Source organism: Shewanella carassii (genome assembly GCF_002777975.1).
GTDB classification, from domain to species: domain Bacteria; phylum Pseudomonadota; class Gammaproteobacteria; order Enterobacterales; family Shewanellaceae; genus Shewanella; species Shewanella carassii.
Map to the genome: position 1 here is coordinate 1 of NZ_NGVS01000006.1, position 22,652 is coordinate 22,652.

Sequence of the window (22,652 nt, forward strand, 5' to 3'; positions counted from 1 at the left end):
TTTCGCTGGGCTTGGGGTGAATTTCTTAAACTGGTTAACACCTCTGGGAGACCCGAATTATGAGGGGATCCTCCAGCGCCGATGTAAGGGTCGTGGCCGCGACTCACAGAGATCTGGAAACCATGATTGAAAATGGTGAGTTCCGTGAAGATCTCTACTATCGTCTCAATGTATTCCCTATTGAAATGCCTCCTCTGTGCGAGCGCCGGGATGATATCCCGCTGCTGCTGCAGGAGTTAGTCAGTAGGGTATTCAACGAAGGCAAGGGGCGAGTGCGCTTTACCCAGCGCGCCATCGACTCGCTCAAGGAGCACGCTTGGTCCGGCAACGTCCGCGAATTATCCAATCTGGTCGAACGTTTGACTATCCTCTATCCGGGTGGTCTGGTCGATGTCAACGACCTGCCGGTCAAGTATCGGCATATCGATGTGCCCGAATATTCAGTTGAAGTCAGTGAAGAACAACTGGAGCGTGATGCCTTGGCATCTATCTTCAATGACGAAGAGCCGGTCGATCTGCCTGAAACTCGTTTTCCCAGTGAACTGCCTCCGGAAGGGGTCAATCTCAAGGATCTGTTGGCCGAGTTGGAAATCGATATGATCCGCCAAGCGCTGGATCAACAGGACAATGTCGTTGCCCGCGCCGCTGAAATGTTGGGTATTCGCCGCACCACCTTGGTGGAGAAAATGCGCAAATACGGCATGAGTAAAGACTAACGTCCTGATAATTTGGATTTTTAAGTTGGCATAAAGTCTGCATTAACCCTGTCAGCATCGTATTTTTGACGGGGTTAATATGTCTGCAAGCCCATTGGCTCAGCTCGAAACCATTTCTCATCATGGCCGCGAATGGATCCCGGTAAGGGAAGCCGCCAATATGTCCAATCGTATGGAACATATTCTGCAGGCCATGCCTTCGGGCGTTGTTATTCTCAATGGTGACGGCTTGGTCAGTGAGGCCAACCCGGTTGCTGAATCCCTGTTGGGCTTGCCCCTGGTCGGCCAGCGCTGGCTGACTATCATTAATCGTGCCTTCGCGCCGCAAAAAGACGATGGTCATGAAGTTTCCTTGCGCAATGGTCGCCGAGTGAAGCTGGCGATTACACCTCTGACGCCGGAGCAGGGCCAGCTGATTATGCTGACCGATCTCACCGAAACCCGGCTATTGCAGCAAAACCTTTCCCACCTCGAACGTTTGTCTGCATTGGGGAAAATGGTTGCCACTCTGGCGCATCAAATACGTACTCCTCTTTCTGCCGCTTTACTCTATGCCGCCAATTTGGGCAGCCCGAGGCTAGATGCCGGCTCCAGAGAGCGTTTTCAGGGCAAATTGCTCGACAGGCTTTCCGAGCTGGAGCAGCAGGTCAATGACATGTTGCTGATCGCTAAAGGCAAGCAAGAAGAAGCCTGCGACAGAGTGCCTTTTTCGGCAGTGTTGGAAAAAGTGATGGCCAACTGTGAGCCCATCGCCGCTAGGCAAAATGTCGAGTTGAGTCTGCAACTCGAAGGCGATAGCGAAATGCTGGTCAATCTGCACGGTCTGAGTTCCGCGATCAATAATCTGGTGATCAATAGCCTGGAAGCCGGTGCCACCAGAGTCATTCTGCGCCTGAGCTGCGAACAGGCACTGCGCCTCGATGTGATAGATAACGGCAAGGGGCTAGATAGCAAGATGCAAAAGCAGGTGTTGGAGCCTTTCTTCACCACCAAGCGTCAAGGCACCGGCCTTGGGTTGGCTGTGGTGCAGTCAGTGGTGCGCAGCCACGGCGGTAAATTGGACCTCAGCTGTAAGTTGGGCGCAGGTTGTACCGTCACGCTGACATTCCCGCTGACGACAGACTCTCAAGGAGGCGTGGCATGAGCGAAGCAAAAATTTTGTTGGTGGAAGACGATGCCGCGCTTCGGGAGGCGCTGCTCGATACCTTGTTGCTGGCCAGCTATGAGTGTGTCGATGTCGCCAGTGCCGAAGAAGCGATAACGGCCTTGAAAGGCAATCGTTTTGATATGGTGATCAGCGATGTGCAGATGGAAGGGATCGGCGGTATGGGGTTGCTTGATTATCTGCGTCAACAACATCCGCAGTTGCCCATCCTGTTGATGACTGCTTATGCCACTATCGACAATGCCGTCAGCGCAATCAAATTGGGAGCGGTGGATTATCTCGCCAAGCCGTTTGCCCCCCAGGTACTACTCAATCAGGTCAGCCGTTACTTACGCCCCAAGGTGGTTAACGGCGGCCCCGTGGTGGCCGATGAAAAGAGTCTGGCCTTACTGGCACTGGCGCAGCGGGTGGCTGCTTCTGAAGCTTCTGTGATGATCACTGGTCCCAGTGGTTCGGGGAAAGAGGTGCTGGCGCGTTACATTCATCAACATAGTCAACGGCCTGAAGGGCCTTTTGTGGCGATTAACTGCGCCGCCATCCCGGAAAATATGCTGGAAGCCACCTTGTTTGGCTACGAGAAAGGTGCCTTTACCGGGGCTTATCAGGCGTGTCCCGGTAAGTTTGAACAGGCTCATGGCGGCACCCTGTTACTCGATGAAATTTCCGAGATGGAGCTGGCATTGCAGGCCAAGCTGCTACGGGTGTTGCAGGAGCGTGAGGTTGAACGCTTGGGCGGCCGCAAGACTATTAAGCTCGATGTCAGGGTACTGGCAACTTCGAACCGGGATTTGAAACAGATGGTGGCCAAGGGCGAGTTTCGTGAAGACCTTTATTATAGGATCAATGTGTTTCCGCTTGCCTGGCCGGCACTGAATCAAAGACCGGCGGATATTATCCCGTTGGCCAAGCATCTGTTGGCTCGCCATGCCGAAAATGCGGCGATTAACCCAGTTCCGACTCTCAGTGATGCTGCGGTGCGGCGTTTGCTGGCCCACCGTTGGCCGGGGAATGTCCGAGAACTGGATAACGTGATCCAGCGTGCATTGATCTTGAGCCAAGGGCAGATAGAAGCGGGCGATATTATTATCGATCTGCAGGATGTCACCCTGGGAGATGCCACGGTCCCGGAAATGCCTGAGGCGCTTGGTGATGAACTTAAGGCCCAGGAACATGTGATTATTCTCGAGACTCTGGCCCAGTGTCAGGGCAGTCGCAAGCTGGTGGCCGAGAAACTCGGGATTAGTGCCCGTACTCTTAGATACAAGATGGCTCGTATGCGTGAAATGGGTATCGAAGTACCAGCCTAAGCTCTCCTAAAGCGGCGTTCCAGCCGCTTTTTACAATTCTATTCTTGATATATGACACAGAACCCTGATATTTATTTCAGGGCTTCAATTTTTTTTGGCAAACTAATTGCATAAACCTGTTTAACGCAGGTTTATCGTCAATTCACTGACGACAGGAGTGAGAAGATGCAAATAGGTGCCAATTCTTTATTGCAAGAAATGCAATCACTGAAAGGTGAAATTGCCCCAACGGGATTTCAGTCTTCGCCTGTCCGTCAGGTGGGCAACACCACAGGAGCCGATTTCGGCCAGTTGTTGGCCCAGGCGGTTGGCAATGTCAGTGAGTTGCAAAGCACATCATCTAACTTAGCCACCAGGCTGGAAATGGGTGACACCACAGTGTCCTTATCTGACACTGTCATTGCCCGTGAGAAAGCCAGCGTCGCATTCGAGGCCACAGTGCAGGTGCGTAACAAGCTGGTCGAAGCCTACAAAGAGATTATGAGCATGCCGGTTTAAGGCTTGCTCACATCAAAGATCCCGGATAACAGGAACGCGCCGTGAGCACAGAATTAGTAGCAGGATCCAATGTTCCCGCCGGTGGAACAACGCTGGATGGGGTCCAACAGGAAAATAAGTCGGGTGTATTGGGCTCCCTCGGGGGCGTTGATATGCTGCGGCAGATCACCATGATCCTGGCATTGGCTATCTGTCTGGCACTGGCGGTATTTGTGATGATCTGGGCTCAGGAACCGGAATACCGACCTCTGGGCAAGATGGAAACCCAAGAGATGGTGCAGGTGCTCGATGTTTTGGATAAGAACCGGGTGCCTTACAAGATAGACGTCGATGTGATCACTGTGCCTGAAGACAAGTATCAGGACGTGAAGATGATGTTGAGTCGTGCCGGTATAGACTCCAGCGCCGAAGCCAAAGATTACCTGAGTCAGGATACCGGCTTTGGTGTCAGCCAGCGGATGGAACAAGCCAGGTTGAAGCAGAGTCAGGAGATGAATCTGGCTCGGGCGATTGAAGAGCTTAACAGTGTTACTCGTGCCAAAGTGATCCTGGCATTGCCCAAAGAGAATGTGTTTGCCCGCAATCGTGCCAAGCCCAGCGCCACAGTGGTGGTCAATACTCGCAGGGGGGGGCTGGGTCAGGAAGAGGTCGATTCGATAGTGGATATCGTTGCCTCGGCGGTTCATGGCATGGAACCCAGTCGAGTCACAGTAACTGACTCCAACGGCCGTTTGCTGAACTCAGGCAGTCAAGATGGGGTATCTGCCCGCGCCAGACGCGAGCTTGAGCTGGTGCAACAAAAGGAAAACGAATACCGCACCAAGATTGACTCGATTCTGATGCCCATTCTCGGTCCGGAAAACTTCACCTCTCAGGTGGATGTCAGCATGGATTTTACCGCGGTCGAGCAAACAGCCAAGCGTTACAACCCGGATCTGCCGTCACTTCGCAGTGAAATGACGATAGAAAACAATAGTATCGGTGGCACAACAGGCGGTATTCCTGGCGCACTTTCCAACCAGCCGCCGATGGAATCCAACATTCCTGAACAAGCCAGTGAGGCGACAGACAGTAGCGTTACCAGTGGCAACAGTCATAGAGAGGCGACTCGCAACTTCGAGCTGGATACCACCATCAGTCATACCCGTCAGCAGATAGGCGTGGTACGCCGGGTCAGTGTCTCCGTGGCGGTCGACTACAAGACAGGAGCGGCCGGTGAAAACGGTCAGGTCGCCAGAGTGCCTCGCACTGGTGAAGAGATGGCGAATATCCGCCGCTTACTGGAAGGTGCGGTTGGCTTTAACAGCCAACGGGGCGACATGATAGAAGTGGTGACAGTGCCCTTTATGGATCAGCTGGTTGAAGACCTGCCCGAGCCTCCACTGTGGGAGCAGCCATGGTTCTGGCGGGCGATGAAGCTTGCCATCGGTGCCTTGGTGATTTTGGTTCTTATCCTGTTTGTCGTGCGCCCCATGCTTAAGCGTCTTATCTACCCTGATGGCCAAAATCTGCCTGACGAGCCGGCGCTGGGACATGAACTGGCAGACATAGAAGATCAGTATGCTGCCGACACTCTGGGCATGCTCAACCGACCAGAAAGTGAATACAGTTATGCCGATGATGGTTCGATTCTGATACCGGATCTGCACAAAGATGATGATATGATTAAGGCCATACGTGCTTTGGTGGCCAATGAACCTGAACTGTCCACCCAAGTGGTGAAGAACTGGTTGCAAGAAGATGCCTGAAAAAAAAGCGGATAAACCAGCCGAGCGCGGCTTCGATGTCAAGAATCTCAACGGGATTGAGAAGACCGCCATTTTGTTGTTGAGTCTCAGTGAAGCCGATGCGGCCTCTATCCTCAAACATCTGGAACCCAAGCAGGTTCAGAAGGTGGGGATGGCGATGGCAGCCATGCAGGAGTTTGGCCAGGAGAAGGTGGTTGCGGTTCACAAGCTGTTTCTGGATGATATCCAGAAATACTCCTCCATAGGCTTTAACAGCGAAGAGTTTGTGCGTAAGGCACTGACTACCGCATTGGGTGAAGACAAGGCCGGTAACCTTATCGAGCAGATTGTCATGGGCAGTGGCGCCAAAGGCCTCGACTCGCTCAAATGGATGGATGCCAGACAGGTGGCGACTATTATCCAGAATGAACACCCGCAGATCCAAACCATTGTACTGTCCTATCTTGAACCGGATCAGGCGGCGGAAATCTTTGCCCAGTTCCCGGAAAACACTCGTCTCGATTTGATGATGCGTATCGCCAACCTCGAAGAGGTGCAACCGGCCGCACTGCAAGAGCTGAATGACATTATGGAGAAACAGTTTGCCGGTCAGGGTGGCGCCCAAGCCGCCAAGATGGGTGGTTTGAAGGCCGCAGCCAACATCATGAACTACCTGGATACCGGGGTAGAGAGCCAACTGATGGAAACCCTGCGCGAGTCCGACGAAGAGATGGCACAGCAGATCCAGGACTTGATGTTCGTGTTCGAAAACCTCATCGATGTCGACGACCGTGGCATCCAGACGCTGCTGCGGGAAGTGCAACAGGATGTGCTGATGAAGGCGCTCAAGGGGGCCGACGAGCCGCTGAAGGAAAAGATCCTCGGCAATATGTCCAAACGGGCGGCAGAATTGCTGCGTGACGATCTCGAAGCCATGGGGCCAATTCGTATCAGCGAAGTGGAAGTGGCGCAAAAAGAGATATTGTCTATTGCCCGTCGCTTGTCCGATGCCGGTGAGATTATGCTGGGGGGAAGTGGCAGTGAAGAGTTCCTCTGACAGGTGAATTTAAATGAGTGACAAAAAGGTGTCCCACAACATAGTGCCACCGGATCAAGCCGGAGAGTTTGCCCATTGGCAACTGCCCGATGTGGGTGATGCCTTGCCACTGAAGCCCAGTAACCTCTTTGGTCATAAGCCCGGGGTGATGGAGGCTAAAGAGGCTGAAGAGCCGGTGTCGCCGCCAACGATGGCCGAAATTGAATCAATTCGCGAGCAGGCCGAGCAGGAAGGTTTTGCCGAAGGCAAGGAACAAGGGATAGCCAAAGGCTTGGAGGAGGGACGTCTTCAAGGCTTAGAGCAGGGACACAGTGAAGGTTTTTCCCAGGGCCTAGAGCAAGGGCGGGAAGAAGGATTGCAACAGGCCGCTACCATGTTGGCGCGTTTCGACGCCTTGCTCGCTCAGTTCGAGGCGCCGCTGGCGCTGCTGGATACCCAGATAGAAGAATCATTGCTGACGCTGGTCGGTACTTTGGCGCGCAACCTCATAGCCCATGAATTGAAAACCCATCCGGAACATATACTGGCGGCGCTCAGGCAAGGGATAGATGCCCTGCCACTCAAAGAGCAGAAAGTGAATCTGCGCCTGCATCCCGAAGATATGGCTTTGGTGAAAGAGCTCTACGGTGAAGAGCAACTGGCACGTAACCGCTGGACACTGGAAGCCGATCCCGGCCTCAACCGGGGCGATTGTGTGGTGGATAGCCAACGCTCGCAAGTGGATATGCGTCTGGAAACCCGCCTGGAAGGGGTGTTTGCCAATCTTGAAGCCGAACAATCCATGTTGGCGAAAAGGGCAGCTCAGCAGCAGGCCGTAATAGATGATAGATTGACCCCAGCGCAAGACAGCGAACAGGGGCAATCGCTTGCCGATGAACAAACTGCCGCGATAAACGATAAGGCAGAGATTGCAAGCCAAGAGGGCGAACAGCCCAGCGAAGGAGACACTCATGATACAGCAGCGCCGAAGCCAACTGCTGAGTGAACTCAAACACTTGGCTGAAAAACAGTCACCGTTTCAAGCGGTTGCCAGCGGCCAGCTGGTACGGGTGGTTGGTCTGACGCTGGAAGCCAGTGGTTGCCGGGCACCTGTCGGCAGTCTCTGCGCCATAGATACTATGGCGGGAAAGCTTATCGCCGAGGTGATAGGTTTTGATGATGAGCTATTGTATCTGATGCCGGTTGAAGAACTCAGGGGCGTGCTTCCCGGCGCCAAGGTGATGCCGCTCGGTGAACAAACTGGGCTCAGCGTCGGTTTGAGTCTCCTTGGCCGGGTGCTGGACGGTAACGGCCAGCCGCTCGATGGTATGGGCGCCCTACACACAGATGAACAAGCCTCGCGCCACAGCCCCGCCATTAACCCTCTATCCAGAAGGGCAATTACCGAACCGCTCGATGTAGGCGTCAGAGCCATCAATGCTATGCTTACCGTGGGTAAGGGCCAACGTATGGGACTCTTTGCTGGCTCCGGCGTCGGTAAGAGTGTGCTCCTTGGCATGATGACTCGAGGCACCACGGCCGACATTATCGTAGTTGGCCTGGTGGGGGAACGGGGCCGGGAGGTGAAAGAATTTATCGAAGAGATCTTGGGCGCAGAGGGGCGGGTCCGCTCTGTGGTCATAGCCGCACCGGCCGATACCTCCCCCTTGATGCGCCTTCGTGCCTGCGAAACCTCGACTCGAATAGCCGAGTATTTTCGTGATCTCGGCTATGACGTCCTGTTATTAATGGATAGCCTGACCCGTTACGCCCAGGCACAGCGGGAAATTGCCCTGGCGGTCGGTGAGCCACCGGCAACCAAGGGCTATCCGCCTTCAGTATTTGCCAAGTTACCCCGTTTGGTCGAGCGCGCCGGCAATGGCGGTGAAGGGCAGGGCTCGATTACCGCCTTTTATACAGTGCTTACCGAAGGGGACGATCAGCAAGACCCCATTGCCGATGCCTCACGGGCCATTTTGGACGGTCACATAGTGTTGTCACGGGCCTTGGCCGACTCAGGGCATTATCCGGCGATAGACATTGAAGCGTCCATCAGTCGGGTGGCACCTATGGTGATAAGCGAGGCGCACCTGGAAGCGATGCGGCGGGTCAAGCAAGTTTATTCGCTCTACCAGCAAAACCGGGATCTGATCTCCATTGGTGCCTATTCCCAAGGTTCGGATCCGCGTATCGACAATGCTATTCGTTTACAGCCTGCCATGAACGCCTTTTTACGACAGGGGATGCGCGATGCGATCAGTTTCAGCGATTGTCAGCAGATGTTGGGGCAGCTCGCAGCCCAGTGCAAGGTGTAACGCCATTGAGTGCCGGTGCTCGACAAAAAAATGCAGTGACAATAGGGGCCTGAGTTCGATTGAGATCCGAGTTAAGACCCACAAGGCAAGCAATTTTAAGGAACAGTACGTTAGATGGCTAAATCCGATCCTTTGCACACAGTGTTGAAACTGGCGGTCGAAGCCGAAGAGCAGGCGGCACTGCAACTTAAAGCTGCGCAAATGGAGTGTCAGAGGCGTCAGTCTCAATTGCAATCATTACGGGAATACCGGCTCGACTATATGAAGCAGCTCGATGCCCAGCAGGGGCAGAGTATTGGCGCCTCCTATTACCAACAGTTTCATCGATTTGTGCGTCAGGTAGATGATGCCATCGGACAACAACTCGCCGTGGTTGCCGAGGCCGATAAGCAGCGTGGCTATCGGCAGCAACATTGGTTGGAAAAGCAACAAAAGCGTAAGGCGGTGGAGATGTTGCTAGAGAAAAAAGCCCAGCAAGCGGAAGCCAAAGCCGCCAAACAAGAACAAAAGCTCATTGATGAGTTTGCTTCGCAGCAATTTTATCGGCGTAAGCTTAACCACTGAGTGTTTGACTACGATTTCCTTTAAATTCAATAGTTCCTTTCTAATTGGCGTGAATTTTGCTTTATTTTAAGTAGAGACAATTATTCTGAGCTGGCCCGGTTTTGCCTGAGTGGGTCAGTATGCTGGAGGAAGGCATGCAGCAGTTATCCAATATCTTTATCGGTGGTGCCAGCAGTAAGGAAGTTACTGCCAAAGATGCATTGCAACCATCTGATAATGAGGCATTTCTTTCCGAGTTCCAACATGCAAAAGCTAAGTTTTCGCTCGAGCCTCAAGGTCCCAAGCGGGAATTCTCTGAACCGCGCCTCACTGCGGATAATGCGGAAGAAGAGGCCCTGGTCGATGTGTCATTGATCTTAGGTCAGATTGCCATGGGCAAAAAGTTGCCGGTAGACGCAGACAGTGAAGCCTCTTTGTCGGAGGCCGCTGGCCTGCAGGAACAGATTGCTGCCCTGACGGGGCTTGATGAAGATGAATTCAACGCCCTATCCCCAGAGGAACAAGCTGAGTTGTTAGCGACCTTGAAATTGGCGCAGGAATCGACCAGTGATGGTTTGGAGGGGGCCCTTGATAAAGAGGGAGATAGCGAAGCTGCAGAGTCAGATACGCTTGAGCCGATGCTTGATGAAACGAGTCAAGGTGCCGACACACAGAACCCATCTTTGTTTGCTGCCGATAAGGCCAGCGCTAAGACGAACAACGCCGGTCCATTGGAAAGCCCTGAACAACAGATGGGGTGGCCAGATGGCGGCAAGCCTGTAACAAAGGCGGCGCCCCTTGATGGTATGGCGGCATTGGCTCGAGAGGGAAATCTCAATACTGATGGTGGTAAGAGTGACAATATCTTGGCGCCTTCGGCCGTTGTTGATAAGGCCAAACTGGATGCCTCCGGCAAATTGGGGACGGAGGTCGCCGCCGCAGCCACCACTGCCAGTGCTGATAGCCAGGGTGACAAAACGGCCACCAAAGAGGTCCTCGCCAGTTTGTTGAAGACCGAGATGAAAGGTGCTCAGGTGGGCACAGAGGTGCGCAGCCCTGTCAGTGATGCTATACATCAGGCACTCAAGGGCGATGCCGCTTCGACACAAACAGATATCAGTCCATTCCAACAACAGCTGCATCAACAAGGATTACAACCTGCGCAGCGTGGCGAGATGGCCCAGTTTCAGTTGTCTTTGAGACAGGGGATGGAACAGTCAGTGCAGACCGCCGATATGGTGCAACGTTTTGCCCCTGTGATGCGGCAGCAGTTGATTGCCATGGTCAGCAATGGGGTGCAGCAAGCCGAAATTCGTCTCGACCCTCCGGAACTTGGAGCCATGATGGTTAGGGTTCAGGTGCACGGTGATCAGACTCAAGTTCAGTTCCACGTCACTCAAGCGCAAACTCGAGATATGTTGGAACAGGCGATGCCCAGACTGAGGGAAATGCTGCAGGAACAAGGAATGAATCTGGCCGATAGCCATATCTCTCAGGGGGGGCGCGAGCAGGGTGAGCCGCAAGGTGGTAATGGCGGTGGCTTTGCTCAAGATGGCGTAGAAGGTGAAATTTCCGCCGAAGAAACAACACAAAGCGCAAATCGCACAACAAGTTATGGCTCGGGTATAGATTATTACGCCTGAACAGGTAACCTATAGGGATGGCATTTTTCCGCGGGCAGTGCGGTAGATTAAGGGATAGGACAAAACATGGCAGAACAAGAAGAGCTTGAACTGCAAGAGGCGCAGGCGCCCAAAAGTAAAAAGAAACTCTTTATCTTCGGTGGCATAGGTTTCGCGGTCTTGCTGTTGGTTGGTGTTGGCCTGTGGTTTTTTCTGGGCAGTTCAGATGAAGCGGTTACTCAGGAAGAGAGTAGTGAGACACAAACCGAGGAAGTGCAGGCCAATAATAGTCGAGAAGCTTTTTATGTGGCCATGCCAAGACCATTTCTGTTCAATCTGCCGGGAGCCAACCGTTCCAGGCTGGTAGAGATCAAGGTACAACTCATGGTGCGAGGGAGTGATGATGACGTCACGCTCAAGAAGCATATTCCCTTGATTGAAGATGCACTGCTGACTACCTTCAGCGGCGCCGATGTTGAAAAGCTCAGCAGCCAGGCGGGTAAAGATGAACTCAGGCAGTTGGCGCTGCTCAATGTACAAAATACACTGCAACCGGTTACCGGCCGTAAAGTCGTTGAAAAAGTGTTATTTACCGGCTTTGTGATGCAGTAACAGGGACTAAGAGGCGAAGGCAATATCGTGAGTGATTTATTAAGCCAAGACGAAATTGATGCGCTGCTTCATGGTGTGGATGACGTCGAAGAAGAGGATACGGAGGAGTCGGCATTTGAGGCTCAATCCTATGACTTTTCGTCTCAGGATCGTATCGTTCGTGGTCGAATGCCGACTCTGGAAATCGTCAACGAACGTTTTGCCCGTCACCTGCGGATCAGCATGTTCAACATGATGCGCCGGGCTGCAGAAGTCTCGATTAATGGCGTACAAATGCTCAAGTTTGGCGAGTATGTGCATACTCTGTTTGTGCCTACCAGTTTGAATATGGTGCGCTTTAGTCCGCTCAAGGGTACGGCGCTGATCACCATGGAAGCCAGATTGGTATTTATTCTGGTGGACAATTTCTTTGGTGGTGATGGCCGTTTTCACGCCAAGATTGAGGGGCGGGAGTTTACTCCGACAGAGCGGCGCATAGTGCAGTTGCTGTTGAAGATTATCTTTGAAGATTACAAAGATGCCTGGGCGCCGGTGATGGATGTTGAGTTCGACTATCTGGACTCGGAAGTTAACCCGGCGATGGCCAATATTGTCAGCCCGACCGAAGTGGTGGTGGTCAACTCTTTCCATATTGAAGTGGATGGCGGTGGTGGCGATTTCCACATCACCATGCCTTACTCCATGATAGAACCCATTCGTGAACTGCTGGATGCCGGGGTTCAAAGCGACAAACAAGATACCGATATGCGTTGGTCTCAGGCGCTGAAAGACGAGATCATGGACGTTGAGGTCGGGTTCGATGCACGCCTTGTTGAAAAACAGATAACACTGAGAGACGTGATGGAATTCAAGGCCGGTGATGTGATCCCGGTTGAATTGCCAGAGCATATCGTTATGAAGATAGAAGACTTGCCCACTTACAGATGTAAACTGGGGCGGGTCAGGGAAAATCTGGCGCTGAAGATCTGTGACAAGATTCCGCGTCCGGAAACGGTCAAGACCGAACTGCAGCTGGTAACCCGTAAGGGTAAATCCAAGGATATCTCGGAAATATAAGGTGATAGAGAATGAGTACTGAAGAGATGGACGATTGGGCTGCCGCCATGGCCGAACAGGCAGAAGAAGAGGCCAAGGCGGTTGATTTGGATGAGCTGAAAAGCGATGCCAGACCCTTGTCCGAAGAGGAAGCCGCTAAATTGGATACCATTTTGGATATCCCGGTGACTATCTCTATGGAGGTGGGACGCAGTTTTATCAGCATCCGCAACCTATTGCAGCTCAACCAGGGCTCGGTAGTGGAGCTGGATAGGGTTGCCGGTGAACCTCTGGATGTGATGGTCAATGGCACCTTGATTGCCCACGGTGAAGTGGTGGTGGTCAACGACAAGTTCGGTATCCGTCTGACGGATGTCATCAGCCAGACCGAACGTATCAAGAAACTGAAATAAGCCGGTGCCCATGACACAAACAACGACCCAGGCGGCAACCGCCTTGACTCACGATGGCGGTAACGGCCTGGCGACCATGGCCAGTATGATGGGCGGACTTATCCTGGTGCTGGCACTGATTTTTGTGCTGGCTTATCTGGTGAAACGTCTCAATCTTGTTCCCGGCAGCCAATCGGCTATCAAGACGCTGGCGGTTACTCCGCTGGGGCAGAAAGAGAAGCTGGTATTGGTGGAGCTGGATGGACAGCAATACCTACTGGGGGTTACCGCGGCGCAAGTCTCCCTGGTTGATAAGTTGGAGCGGCCGGTGACCATAGACAACGAGAGCTTTGCCGCCAAGCTCAGGCAGGCCAGGGTAAAACCATCATGAAATATTGGCCAATGCTGCTGTTGCCTCTGATGTTACTGCCGGGCTTGGCCCAGGCTCAGGATGCGCTGTTTCCGGCAGTGACAGTGACGACTGGCCCGGATGGCGCGACCCAGTATTCGGTGACCATGCAGATCCTGCTGCTGATGACCGCCATGAGCTTCTTGCCTGCCATGGTGATCATGCTGACCTCTTTCACCCGTATCATAGTGGTCTTGTCTATCTTGCGGCAGGCTATAGGCCTGCAACAAACGCCCTCCAATCAGGTTCTTATCGGTATGAGCCTGTTTATGACCTTCTTTATCATGGCGCCTGTGTTTGACCGTATCTATGATGATGCGGTGCAGCCGTACATGAATGACAGCATGACATTGCAGCAAGCATTCGATGCCGGACAATCGCCGCTGAAAAAATTTATGTTGTCACAAACCCGCACCACGGATCTCAACTCCTTTATTGAGATCTCCGGTTACCAGAATATCAACAATCCTGAAGATGCTCCTATGACAGTGGTGATCCCGGCCTTTATCACCAGTGAACTCAAGACAGCATTTCAGATAGGTTTCATGCTGTTCGTGCCGTTTCTGGTGTTGGACTTGGTGGTGGCCAGTATTCTGATGGCCATGGGTATGATGATGTTGTCTCCCATGATTGTTTCCTTACCGTTTAAGATCATGCTGTTTGTACTGGTCGATGGCTGGACCCTGGTGATGGGCACGCTCGCCGGCAGCTTCGGTTTATAGGAGGTGTAGATGACCCCCGAATCACTGATCGACATTTTCCGCGAAGCCTTGGCGGTGATCGTGATGATGGTTTCGGCCATAGTGGTACCCGGGTTGATCATCGGCTTGATTGTGGCTGTGTTCCAAGCGGCCACCTCCATTAACGAACAGACTCTGAGTTTTTTGCCCCGGCTATTGATGACCTTGTTCGCACTGATGTTTATCGGTCACTGGCTGGTGCGCACCATGATGGATTTCTTTATCGAGATGGTTCACAGGATCCCGCAAGTGGTGGGCTGAGCCATGGAGATACTGTTCGACAGCATCCAACAGACTCTGGCCGCTTACCTCTGGCCATTGTTTCGAGTGGCCAGCATGTTAATGGTGATGGCGGTTTTCGGCGCCAATACCACGCCGGCCAGAGTGCGTTTACTGCTGGCACTGGCCTTGACTGTCGCCATAGCGCCTGTCTTGCCACCTATGCCAGAGGTGGAGCTATTCTCCCTGGCAGCGGTTTTTATTACGACTCAACAAGTTCTTATCGGCACAGCCATGGGATTTGTCACCTTGCTTATCATGCAAACCTTTGTGTTGACCGGGCAAATAATCGGCATGCAGACCAGCTTGGGTTTTGCCTCTATGGTGGATCCCAGCTCAGGGCAGCAGACGCCCGTGATAGGTAACTTCTTTTTGCTGCTGACCACCATGATCTTTCTGGCGATTGATGGTCACTTGGTGATGATACGCATGCTGGTGACAAGCTTTGAAACTTTGCCGGTATCCAATGAAGGGATCAAAATCGCCAACTATCGCACCCTGGCCGAGTGGGGCAGTTATATGTTCGGCGCCGCGTTGACCATGTCTATCTCGGCCATTGTGGCACTGCTTACCGTTAACCTCTCTTTCGGGGTGATGACCCGGGCGGCGCCCCAACTGAATATTTTTGCCATAGGTTTTCCTGTCACCATGATAGGTGGCCTGATTATTCTCTGGCTGACACTGGGGCCTGTGATGGCTCACTTCGACGAAGTTTGGCATGCGGCGCAGCTGCTGCTGTGTGACATGCTGGAACTGACCTGTAATCTGGATGGAGTCCCCTGATGGCAGAGAACGAAGACGGGCAGGAAAAAAGCGAGGAGGCGACCTCCAGGCGCTTGCAACAGGCCAGAGAGAAGGGGCAGGTTGCAAGGTCAAAAGAGTTGGGCACTTCGGCGGTATTGTTGGCCGCAGCCCTGGGTTTTGCCATGCTTGGACCAAGTCTGGCCGCCAGTCTTGCCAACGTCATGAGCCGCATTTTTTCCATGCAGCGGGATCAGATATTCGATACCAACAGCATGTTCAATGTCTGGGGGATAGTTGCCGCCGAGCTGGGTTGGCCTATGGCCGGTTTTATTCTGTTTCTCGGTTTCGTGGCCTTTGTCGGTAATATTGTTCTTGGCGGTATCAGTTTTTCGACCCAGGCATTTATGCCCAAAGGCAGTAAAATGAACCCGTTAACCGGCTTTAAGCGGATGTTCGGGGTACAGGCGCTGGTGGAGTTGGCCAAGGGGATAGCCAAGTTTTCCGTGGTAGCGCTGTCAGCCTATCTGCTGCTGAGCTTCTACTTTGATGACATCTTAAGGTTGTCGCAGGATCACCTGCCGGGCAATATTCGTCATGCTTTGGATCTCCTAGTGTGGATCTTTATTCTGCTCTGTGCTTCCACCTTAGTGATAGTGGTGATCGATGTGCCGTTCCAGATCTGGAATCACGCCAAACAACTGCGGATGACCAAACAGGAAGTCAAAGACGAGTACAAAGACACCGAGGGTAAGCCCGAGGTCAAGGGGCGTATTCGTCAGTTACAGAGGGAGATGGCTCAGCGGCGAATGATGAGCGAAGTGCCCAATGCCGATGTGATAGTGGTTAACCCAGAACACTTTGCAGTGGCGATAAAATACGATGTCGACAAGTCACCGGCGCCTTTCGTGCTGGCTAAAGGCGTCGATGATGTGGCCTTTAAAATTCGTGAAATCGCCAGAGAACACCAAGTGGCAATCGTATCGGCTCCACCTCTGGCTCGGGCGATTTACCATACCACCAAGCTCAATCAGCAGATCCCGGAGGGTCTGTTTACCGCAGTGGCCCAGGTTCTCGCCTATGTATTTCAGCTCAGGCAATATCAGAAAGGCAAGGGCACCCGGCCTAAACCTATTCCACTCAATCAACCCATTCCTGATGAGTATAAACGCTACTAAATCATGTTTAAATTGGCGTGATATTTGCTTAATCAGAGCAAAGTGTCAAACTTCAGGCTAATAGTGAATGGATGTTAAAGCAACGCTCGGGCAACTGAGGCAAGTAAAACCGGCAAACTTCAAGGGCGTGGGTACGCCGCTTTTGGTGCTGGCAACGCTGGCCATGATAGTGTTGCCTATGCCGGCCTTTCTGTTGGATATCCTGTTTTCTTTTAATATTGCCCTGGCGTTGGTGGTGCTACTGGTGGCCGTTTACACCAAAAGACCACTGGATTTTGCTGCTTTCCCAACAGTGTTGCTGGTTGCCACCCTGCTTAGACTGGCGCTTAACGTTGCCTCGACTCGGGTCGTTTTGTTAGAAGGTCACAACGGCGGTGATGCCGCCGGTAAAGTGATTGAGGCCTTCGGCTCTGTGGTGATCGGCGGTAACTATGCCGTGGGTCTGGTGGTGTTCCTCATTCTGATTATCATCAACTTCGCCGTGGTTACCAAGGGTGCCGGGCGTATCTCTGAAGTCAGTGCTCGCTTTACCTTGGATGCCATGCCGGGTAAACAGATGGCGATTGATGCTGACCTCAACGCCGGGATCCTCAATCAGGAGCAGGCCAGGGTTCGTCGCGAAGAGGTTACTCGCGAGGCCGACTTCTACGGCTCTATGGACGGTGCCTCCAAATTTGTGAAAGGGGACGCGATTGCCGGTATTTTGATCCTGGTGATCAATATTCTCGGTGGTTTCATCATAGGGATAGTCCAGCACGGGTTGAGTTTTTCCCAAGCGGTAGAGATCTATACCCTGCTGACCATAGGTGACGGTTTGGTGGCGCAGATCCCTGGACTATTGTTGTCCATCGCTGCTGCATTGATGGTGACCCGGCAGAATGAATCCGGCGATATGGGACAACAAGTCGTGCAGCAGATGTTCGACAATCCTAAATCCTTGATGATTGCCTCTGCGGTACTCTTTGTGATGGGTATAGTACCAGGCATGCCACATCTGGCGTTTTTGACGTTCGCCTTGCTGACTGCTGTGGGCGCCTTCTTTATCTACAAACGAAACGAAAAGAACAAACAGCAAGCGCTGGAGCTCGCCAAGAAAGGACCTACCGAGAAGAGTATCAATGAGCCCAAAGAACTCAGTTGGGATGATGTTCGTCACGTGGACACCATCGGCTTGGAAGTGGGCTATCGCCTTATTCCTTTGGTGGATAAAGGTCAGGGCGGTGAGCTTCTTGGACGCATCAAAGGGGTGCGTAAGAAGCTGTCTCAGGAGCTGGGTTTCCTGGTGCCAGCGGTGCATATCCGCGATAACCTTGACCTTTCTCCCAATGCCTATCGTATCTCCTTGATGGGGGTGGCAAGTGGTGAAGCCGAAGTGCGCCATGATTGCGAACTGGCGATCAACCCAGGGCAAGTGTTCGGTAAGTTGGATGGTATCGAAACCAAAGATCCGGCCTTTGGTCTGGATGCGGTGTGGATTGCACCAGAGCTCAGAGAACACGCCCAGACGCTGGGGTATACGGTTGTCGATGCCGCCACTGTTGTGGCTACTCATCTGAGCCAACTTCTGACCAACAACGCCTCCAAACTGCTGGGCTATGAAGAGGTGCAACAGCTGCTGGATATGTTGGCCAAGCATTCACCCAAGTTGGTGGATGGCTTTATTCCCGATGTGATGACCTTGGGTAATGTGGTCAAGGTGATGCAGAACCTACTCAATGAAGGGGTATCGATTCGGGATCTGCGCACCATAGTCCAGACGTTGCTGGAGTATGGGCCAAAGAGTAATGATACCGAGGTGTTGACTGCCGCGGTGCGTATTGCCCTCAAGCGCATGATAGTGCAAGAGATCGCTGGACCTGAGCCGGAAATTCCCGTCATTACTTTGGCGCCAGAGTTGGAACAGATGTTGCATCAGTCTATGCAAGCGACAGGTGGTGAGGGACCCAATATTGAGCCGGGATTGGCGGAACGTATGCAACAGTCACTGGCCGGTGCGGCCCAGAAGCAAGAAATGGTCGGTCAGCCCGCAATATTGCTGACATCCGGTATGCTGCGTTCTACACTGTCACGTTTTGTTAAGCACACTATTCCTAATCTGCGGGTGATCTCTTATCAGGAGGTACCGGACGAGAAGCAGATACGTATAGTGTCAGCCGTAGGCCAACAGGGGTAACCTAAAGTGAAGATTAAACGTTTTTTTGCCAAAGATATGCGCACAGCTTTGGCTCAGGTGAAAGAAACCCTGGGTGCAGATGCCGTGATCATGTCCAACAAGAAGGTTACCGGCGGCATAGAGATAGTGGCGGCCGTTGATTACGATGATCCCAAACCCGTTGTCGCACCGGCTTCTCCGTTTATGGAGTTAGGTGAGGATAAGGTTTCTCTCGGCAGTGGTCATGTGCGTAGTAACAGTAAACCCAATCCAGAGCCTGTGGCCGACTCGTTACAAGCCTTGCTTGAAAGGCAACAGAGCCGATTGAATGAACAACTGGGGCAGCAGCATAGCGCCAAAGAACTGGATATGCCTGCTTGGGCAAAGGGGCTTGCCGAAGAACATAAACCCGCACCTCAACTGCGAGAAAAAACGCCCGAGCGGGCGAACAAAGGCAACAGCGCCAAACAACAGCAAGAGATGGAGGCCATGCGCGAAGAGCTGGCATCTCTTCGGGGGTTGTTGACTCATCAGTTGTCCAGTCTGATGTCGGATCAGCGCAGCCGTACCGATCCTGTTGGTGCCATGCTGGAGCGTAAGCTGCTGGAAGCTGAGTTTTCGCCTGCCGTTGCGGCGAGATTGGCATCACTTAGCCAACATTACCAACCCGCGGAGTTGGGCCGAGCTTTGCCACAAAGTCTGGCAAACCTGTTGGACAACCAAGGTGATGATTTAATGCGTCAGGGCGGCATAGTGGCTCTGGTTGGTCCTACCGGTGTAGGCAAAACCACCACATTGGCTAAACTTGCAGCCCGTTTTATCGCTCACCACGGTTCAGACTCGGTATTGTTGATCACTATGGACCATTATCGCATCGGAGCCTTTGAGCAACTGGCAACTTATGGCAAAATAATGGGATGCCCGGTAAAGCAAGCTCAAGATCTCAATGAATTGGAGCAGATACTGTATCAATTCCGCAACCGGAAACTGGTTTTAATCGATACCGCAGGTATGGGGCAGAGAGACATGCGCCTGTACCAACAGCTGGATAATCTTGCCGCCAATACTCGTTTGCCTATTCGTAGCTATCTAGTGCTCTCGGCGACCGGCCAACGCCGGGTGCTTGAAGAGGCGGTAAGTCATTTCCAGCGAATTGACCTTTCTGGAGCGGTTTTAACTAAACTTGACGAATCTGTCTCTTTAGGGGCAGCGCTGAGCGTGTTGATCCAAAGTGGATTATCATTAAGTTATATTACTGACGGTCAAAGGGTTCCTGAGGATATGCAGGTTGCAGATACCTTGACCTTGGCCAAGCAGGCTTTGGCCATTTTAAACAAAACAGAAACAAACGATTTTAATAAAGCCAGGTCGGAAGAGATGACCTATGCATTTGAGTAAAGCTATGACCCGGGACCAAGCGAGCGGTTTACGAATGATGAATCAACCAAATAACGAAAAAGTAAAAGTAATTGCCGTGACCGGAGGCAAGGGTGGGGTGGGTAAAACCAGTGTCTCCATCAATACTGCGGTCGCTTTGGCGGAAAAAGGCAAACGCGTCCTGGTGTTGGATGCTGACCTTGGGTTAGCCAACGTGGATGTGATGTTAGGATTGCGTGCAGAACGCAATCTATCTCACGTACTTTCTGGTGAATCGGAGCTTGATGATATTATCGTTCGTGGCCCGAAAGGAATTGGCATTATTCCCGCCACCTCTGGTACTCAAGCCATGGTTGAGCTGACCGCAGCCCAGCATGCTGGACTTATTCGCGCTTTCAGTGAGATGAAAACTCAGTTCGATATCTTGGTGGTGGATACGGCCGCCGGGATTTCGGATATGGTGCTGAGCTTCTCTCGTGCATCACAGGATGTTCTCGTGGTTGTCTGTGATGAACCTACCTCAATTACCGACGCTTATGCGCTGATTAAGATACTCAGCCGCGAGCATGGTGTGTTCCGCTTCAAAATTGTCGCAAATATGGTACGTAGTTTGCGGGAAGGTATGGAGTTATTTGCTAAGCTCAGTAAAGTAACTGACAGATTTCTGGATGTAGCACTGGAACTTGTGGCAACTATTCCGTTCGATGAGAACTTACGCAAGTCGGTACGGAAACAGAAATTGATAGTGGAAGCCTATCCCAAGTCACCGGCCAGTATTGCCTATCATGGACTGGCTAATAAGATTATGAGTTGGCCAATTCCTCAACAACCGGGCGGTCATCTCGAGTTCTTTGTTGAGCGCTTGGTACAGAGAACGGAATATCAGGAGGAAAGCGCGAGTGAATAAAGCGGCTGCATACACAGGTCTAAACGATAAGACAAAGATCGTTGAGCATTATGCACCGCTGGTAAAACGCATCGCCCATCATCTGCTCGCGCGGCTGCCTGCATCGGTTCAACTCGATGATCTGCTGCAGGCCGGCATGATGGGCTTACTGGAAGCCTCATCCAAATTCGATGGCAGCAAAGGTGCTAAGTTTGAAACCTTTGCCGGGATCCGCATCCGCGGTGCCATGATAGATGAAATACGCCGCGGCGATTGGGTGCCACGTTCTGTTCATCGTAACAATCGGCGTGTGGCGCAGGTGATGGATGAACTTGAACAAGAGCTGGGGCGGGATGCCCGCGATACCGAAATCGCCGAGCGGCTTGAGATGTCACTAGATGAATATCATCATATTCTCAATGATGTTTCTACAGGCAAAATCATAGGTATAGAAGACCTTGGCGTTGCGCCGGATGTGTTGATGTCGGAAGATATGCCGGCGGATGACTCTTTTGAAGAGTTGGCCCAAAGTCAGTTCCAATCAGCTTTGACCGATGCGATTAAGCGCTTGCCTGAGCGCGACGCCTTGGTTTTGTCGCTATATTATGATGAAGCACTGAATTTAAAAGAGATTGGTGCCATTCTTGAGGTAAGTGAGTCTCGGGTAAGCCAGATCCACAGTCAGGCTATGCTGAGGCTAAAAGCCAAACTCAAGCATTGGACACAAGCGTAATTAATGACTGAGCAATTTTAAGTATGTCAGCTCACCGGAGGAAACCTTGGACAAGAATATGAAGATTCTCATCGTTGATGACTTTTCAACGATGAGACGGATCATTAAGAACTTGTTGCGAGACTTGGGGTTTAACAACACCCAGGAAGCAGATGATGGTTCAACAGCCCTGCCTATGCTGCAAAAGGGCGACTTTGATTTCGTTGTAACCGACTGGAACATGCCGGGAATGCAAGGGATCGATCTGCTCAAGGCGATACGTGCCGATGAGCACCTCAAGCATATCCCTGTATTGATGGTAACTGCTGAGGCTAAACGCGAGCAGATTATCGCAGCCGCCCAGGCTGGTGTGAACGGTTATGTCGTTAAACCTTTTACAGCCGCAACGCTGAAAGAGAAGTTGGATAAGATTTTCGAACGGCTCGGTTGAGCGGGGTGATGCGATGAAAGCAGAAACATCCGGGCTGATTACGCTTGAGCAAGCTCAGCAGTTAGTGAACTTGCTTACACAGGGCGAACAAGATAAAGCTGATGATATGCTGAGGGAGCTGGCAGCCCCCCTGCAACGGGAACTGTTTGAAGAAGTTGGTAAGTTGACTCGCCAGTTACATAACGCACTGGTCGATTTCCAAGTCGACAGTCGTTTGGTCGAGCTAGCCAATACTGAAATACCCGATGCCAAAGAACGTCTTACCTATGTCATAGATATGACTGAGCAAGCTGCTAACAAGACCATGGATGCGGTGGAAGAGTGTTTGCCGTTGTCTGATGCTCTAAGCACCAATCTGCAAAATGTTAAGCCTGCCTGGGACAAATTGATGCGTCGCGACTTAGCATTGCATGAATTTAAGAGCCTTTGTCATGATGTACAACATTTTATGCAGCAGAGTGAAGCCGATGCCTGTCGACTACGTGATTTGCTGAATCAAATACTGATGGCTCAGGATTTTCAGGATTTGACCGGACAGATGATACGTCGGGTCATTGAACTGGTAAGGGAAGTTGAGAACAGTTTGGTCTCTATGCTGACTGTGTTTGGTGAGCAACCTCTAGATGAGATGAGCGGCGCTGATGAGAAAAGCATCGAGGCTGAAGGGCCCATACTGAACGCCGAGCAACGCGAAGATGTGGTGAACGGTCAGGATGAAGTAGATGATCTGCTTTCTAGTCTGGGTTTCTAATAGGAGTC

23 protein-coding genes and 1 pseudogene are annotated in these 22,652 nt (G+C 52.1%); all 24 read left to right on the plus strand.

What is annotated here, in order from left to right:
- Nucleotides 1–74 precede the first annotated feature (74 nt).
- Nucleotides 75–716 (plus strand): annotated as a pseudogene (locus tag CBE72_RS03030) (AAA-type ATPase lid domain-containing protein); the annotation flags it as partial.
- A gap of 79 nt (nucleotides 717–795) precedes the next feature.
- On the plus strand, nucleotides 796–1,860 hold the full coding sequence (locus CBE72_RS03035; protein WP_100142260.1) for a sensor histidine kinase: 1,065 nt from the start codon (nucleotides 796–798) through the stop codon (nucleotides 1,858–1,860).
- Entirely contained in the window at nucleotides 1,857–3,188 is a 1,332-nt protein-coding gene (locus CBE72_RS03040; protein WP_100142261.1) for a sigma-54-dependent transcriptional regulator, read from the plus strand. Before CBE72_RS03035 ends, CBE72_RS03040 begins: the two co-directional genes overlap by 4 nt.
- 165 nt (nucleotides 3,189–3,353) lie before the next feature.
- A complete protein-coding gene (gene fliE / locus CBE72_RS03045) occupies nucleotides 3,354–3,686 on the plus strand; it encodes a flagellar hook-basal body complex protein FliE (RefSeq protein ID WP_100142262.1) in 333 nt (110 codons plus the stop codon).
- A gap of 41 nt (nucleotides 3,687–3,727) precedes the next feature.
- Complete coding sequence (gene fliF, locus CBE72_RS03050; RefSeq protein WP_100142263.1) at nucleotides 3,728–5,434, plus strand: flagellar basal-body MS-ring/collar protein FliF; 1,707 nt, start codon at nucleotides 3,728–3,730, stop codon at nucleotides 5,432–5,434.
- Complete coding sequence (gene fliG / locus CBE72_RS03055) at nucleotides 5,427–6,470, plus strand: flagellar motor switch protein FliG (protein ID WP_100142264.1); 1,044 nt, start codon at nucleotides 5,427–5,429, stop codon at nucleotides 6,468–6,470. Before fliF ends, fliG begins: the two co-directional genes overlap by 8 nt.
- A gap of 13 nt (nucleotides 6,471–6,483) precedes the next feature.
- Nucleotides 6,484–7,455, plus strand: coding sequence for a flagellar assembly protein FliH (gene fliH / locus CBE72_RS03060; protein WP_100142265.1), 972 nt, complete (start codon nucleotides 6,484–6,486; stop codon nucleotides 7,453–7,455).
- Complete coding sequence (gene fliI / locus CBE72_RS03065) at nucleotides 7,424–8,764, plus strand: flagellar protein export ATPase FliI (protein WP_100142622.1); 1,341 nt, start codon at nucleotides 7,424–7,426, stop codon at nucleotides 8,762–8,764. Before fliH ends, fliI begins: the two co-directional genes overlap by 32 nt.
- A gap of 114 nt (nucleotides 8,765–8,878) precedes the next feature.
- Nucleotides 8,879–9,328 (plus strand): flagellar export protein FliJ, encoded by a 450-nt coding sequence (gene fliJ / locus CBE72_RS03070; RefSeq protein ID WP_100142266.1) that lies wholly within the window; start codon nucleotides 8,879–8,881, stop codon nucleotides 9,326–9,328.
- 134 nt (nucleotides 9,329–9,462) lie between these two features.
- Nucleotides 9,463–10,950 carry a flagellar hook-length control protein FliK gene (locus tag CBE72_RS03075; RefSeq protein ID WP_229671816.1) on the plus strand — a complete coding sequence of 496 codons (1,488 nt, stop codon included), beginning with the start codon at nucleotides 9,463–9,465 and terminating at the stop codon, nucleotides 10,948–10,950.
- A 66-nt stretch (nucleotides 10,951–11,016) separates the two neighbouring features.
- On the plus strand, nucleotides 11,017–11,541 hold the full coding sequence (gene fliL, locus CBE72_RS03080) for a flagellar basal body-associated protein FliL (protein ID WP_100142268.1): 525 nt from the start codon (nucleotides 11,017–11,019) through the stop codon (nucleotides 11,539–11,541).
- A gap of 27 nt (nucleotides 11,542–11,568) precedes the next feature.
- Nucleotides 11,569–12,597, plus strand: coding sequence for a flagellar motor switch protein FliM (gene fliM / locus CBE72_RS03085; protein ID WP_100142269.1), 1,029 nt, complete (start codon nucleotides 11,569–11,571; stop codon nucleotides 12,595–12,597).
- Between the two features lie 11 nt (nucleotides 12,598–12,608).
- Entirely contained in the window at nucleotides 12,609–12,989 is a 381-nt protein-coding gene (gene fliN / locus CBE72_RS03090) for a flagellar motor switch protein FliN (RefSeq protein ID WP_100142270.1), read from the plus strand.
- 10 nt (nucleotides 12,990–12,999) lie between these two features.
- Nucleotides 13,000–13,359 carry a flagellar biosynthetic protein FliO gene (gene fliO / locus CBE72_RS03095; RefSeq protein ID WP_100142271.1) on the plus strand — a complete coding sequence of 120 codons (360 nt, stop codon included), beginning with the start codon at nucleotides 13,000–13,002 and terminating at the stop codon, nucleotides 13,357–13,359.
- 11 nt (nucleotides 13,360–13,370) lie between these two features.
- Nucleotides 13,371–14,099 carry a flagellar type III secretion system pore protein FliP gene (fliP, locus tag CBE72_RS03100; RefSeq protein WP_229671839.1) on the plus strand — a complete coding sequence of 243 codons (729 nt, stop codon included), beginning with the start codon at nucleotides 13,371–13,373 and terminating at the stop codon, nucleotides 14,097–14,099.
- Between the two features lie 9 nt (nucleotides 14,100–14,108).
- On the plus strand, nucleotides 14,109–14,378 hold the full coding sequence (gene fliQ, locus CBE72_RS03105) for a flagellar biosynthesis protein FliQ (protein WP_025887440.1): 270 nt from the start codon (nucleotides 14,109–14,111) through the stop codon (nucleotides 14,376–14,378).
- A gap of 3 nt (nucleotides 14,379–14,381) precedes the next feature.
- Nucleotides 14,382–15,179, plus strand: a complete 798-nt coding sequence (gene fliR / locus CBE72_RS03110) for a flagellar biosynthetic protein FliR (RefSeq protein WP_100142273.1) — start codon at nucleotides 14,382–14,384, stop codon at nucleotides 15,177–15,179.
- The gene (gene flhB / locus CBE72_RS03115) at nucleotides 15,179–16,315 is read left to right on the plus strand and encodes a flagellar biosynthesis protein FlhB (RefSeq protein ID WP_100142274.1); all 1,137 of its coding nucleotides are present in this window, start codon (nucleotides 15,179–15,181) and stop codon (nucleotides 16,313–16,315) included. The genes fliR and flhB overlap by 1 nt, the downstream gene beginning before the upstream one ends.
- 67 nt (nucleotides 16,316–16,382) lie before the next feature.
- Nucleotides 16,383–18,488, plus strand: coding sequence for a flagellar biosynthesis protein FlhA (gene flhA, locus CBE72_RS03120; protein ID WP_100142275.1), 2,106 nt, complete (start codon nucleotides 16,383–16,385; stop codon nucleotides 18,486–18,488).
- Nucleotides 18,489–18,494: 6 nt separating this feature from the next.
- Nucleotides 18,495–19,865, plus strand: a complete 1,371-nt coding sequence (flhF, locus tag CBE72_RS03125) for a flagellar biosynthesis GTPase FlhF (RefSeq protein ID WP_100142276.1) — start codon at nucleotides 18,495–18,497, stop codon at nucleotides 19,863–19,865.
- Nucleotides 19,866–19,869: 4 nt separating this feature from the next.
- Nucleotides 19,870–20,751, plus strand: coding sequence for a MinD/ParA family protein (locus tag CBE72_RS03130; RefSeq protein WP_100142623.1), 882 nt, complete (start codon nucleotides 19,870–19,872; stop codon nucleotides 20,749–20,751).
- Nucleotides 20,744–21,463 (plus strand): RNA polymerase sigma factor FliA, encoded by a 720-nt coding sequence (locus CBE72_RS03135; protein WP_100142277.1) that lies wholly within the window; start codon nucleotides 20,744–20,746, stop codon nucleotides 21,461–21,463. Before CBE72_RS03130 ends, CBE72_RS03135 begins: the two co-directional genes overlap by 8 nt.
- Nucleotides 21,464–21,509: 46 nt before the next feature.
- Nucleotides 21,510–21,893 (plus strand): chemotaxis response regulator CheY, encoded by a 384-nt coding sequence (cheY, locus tag CBE72_RS03140; protein ID WP_025011074.1) that lies wholly within the window; start codon nucleotides 21,510–21,512, stop codon nucleotides 21,891–21,893.
- A 13-nt stretch (nucleotides 21,894–21,906) separates the two neighbouring features.
- Nucleotides 21,907–22,644 (plus strand): protein phosphatase CheZ, encoded by a 738-nt coding sequence (locus CBE72_RS03145; RefSeq protein ID WP_100142278.1) that lies wholly within the window; start codon nucleotides 21,907–21,909, stop codon nucleotides 22,642–22,644.
- Nucleotides 22,645–22,652: the final 8 nt, after the last annotated feature.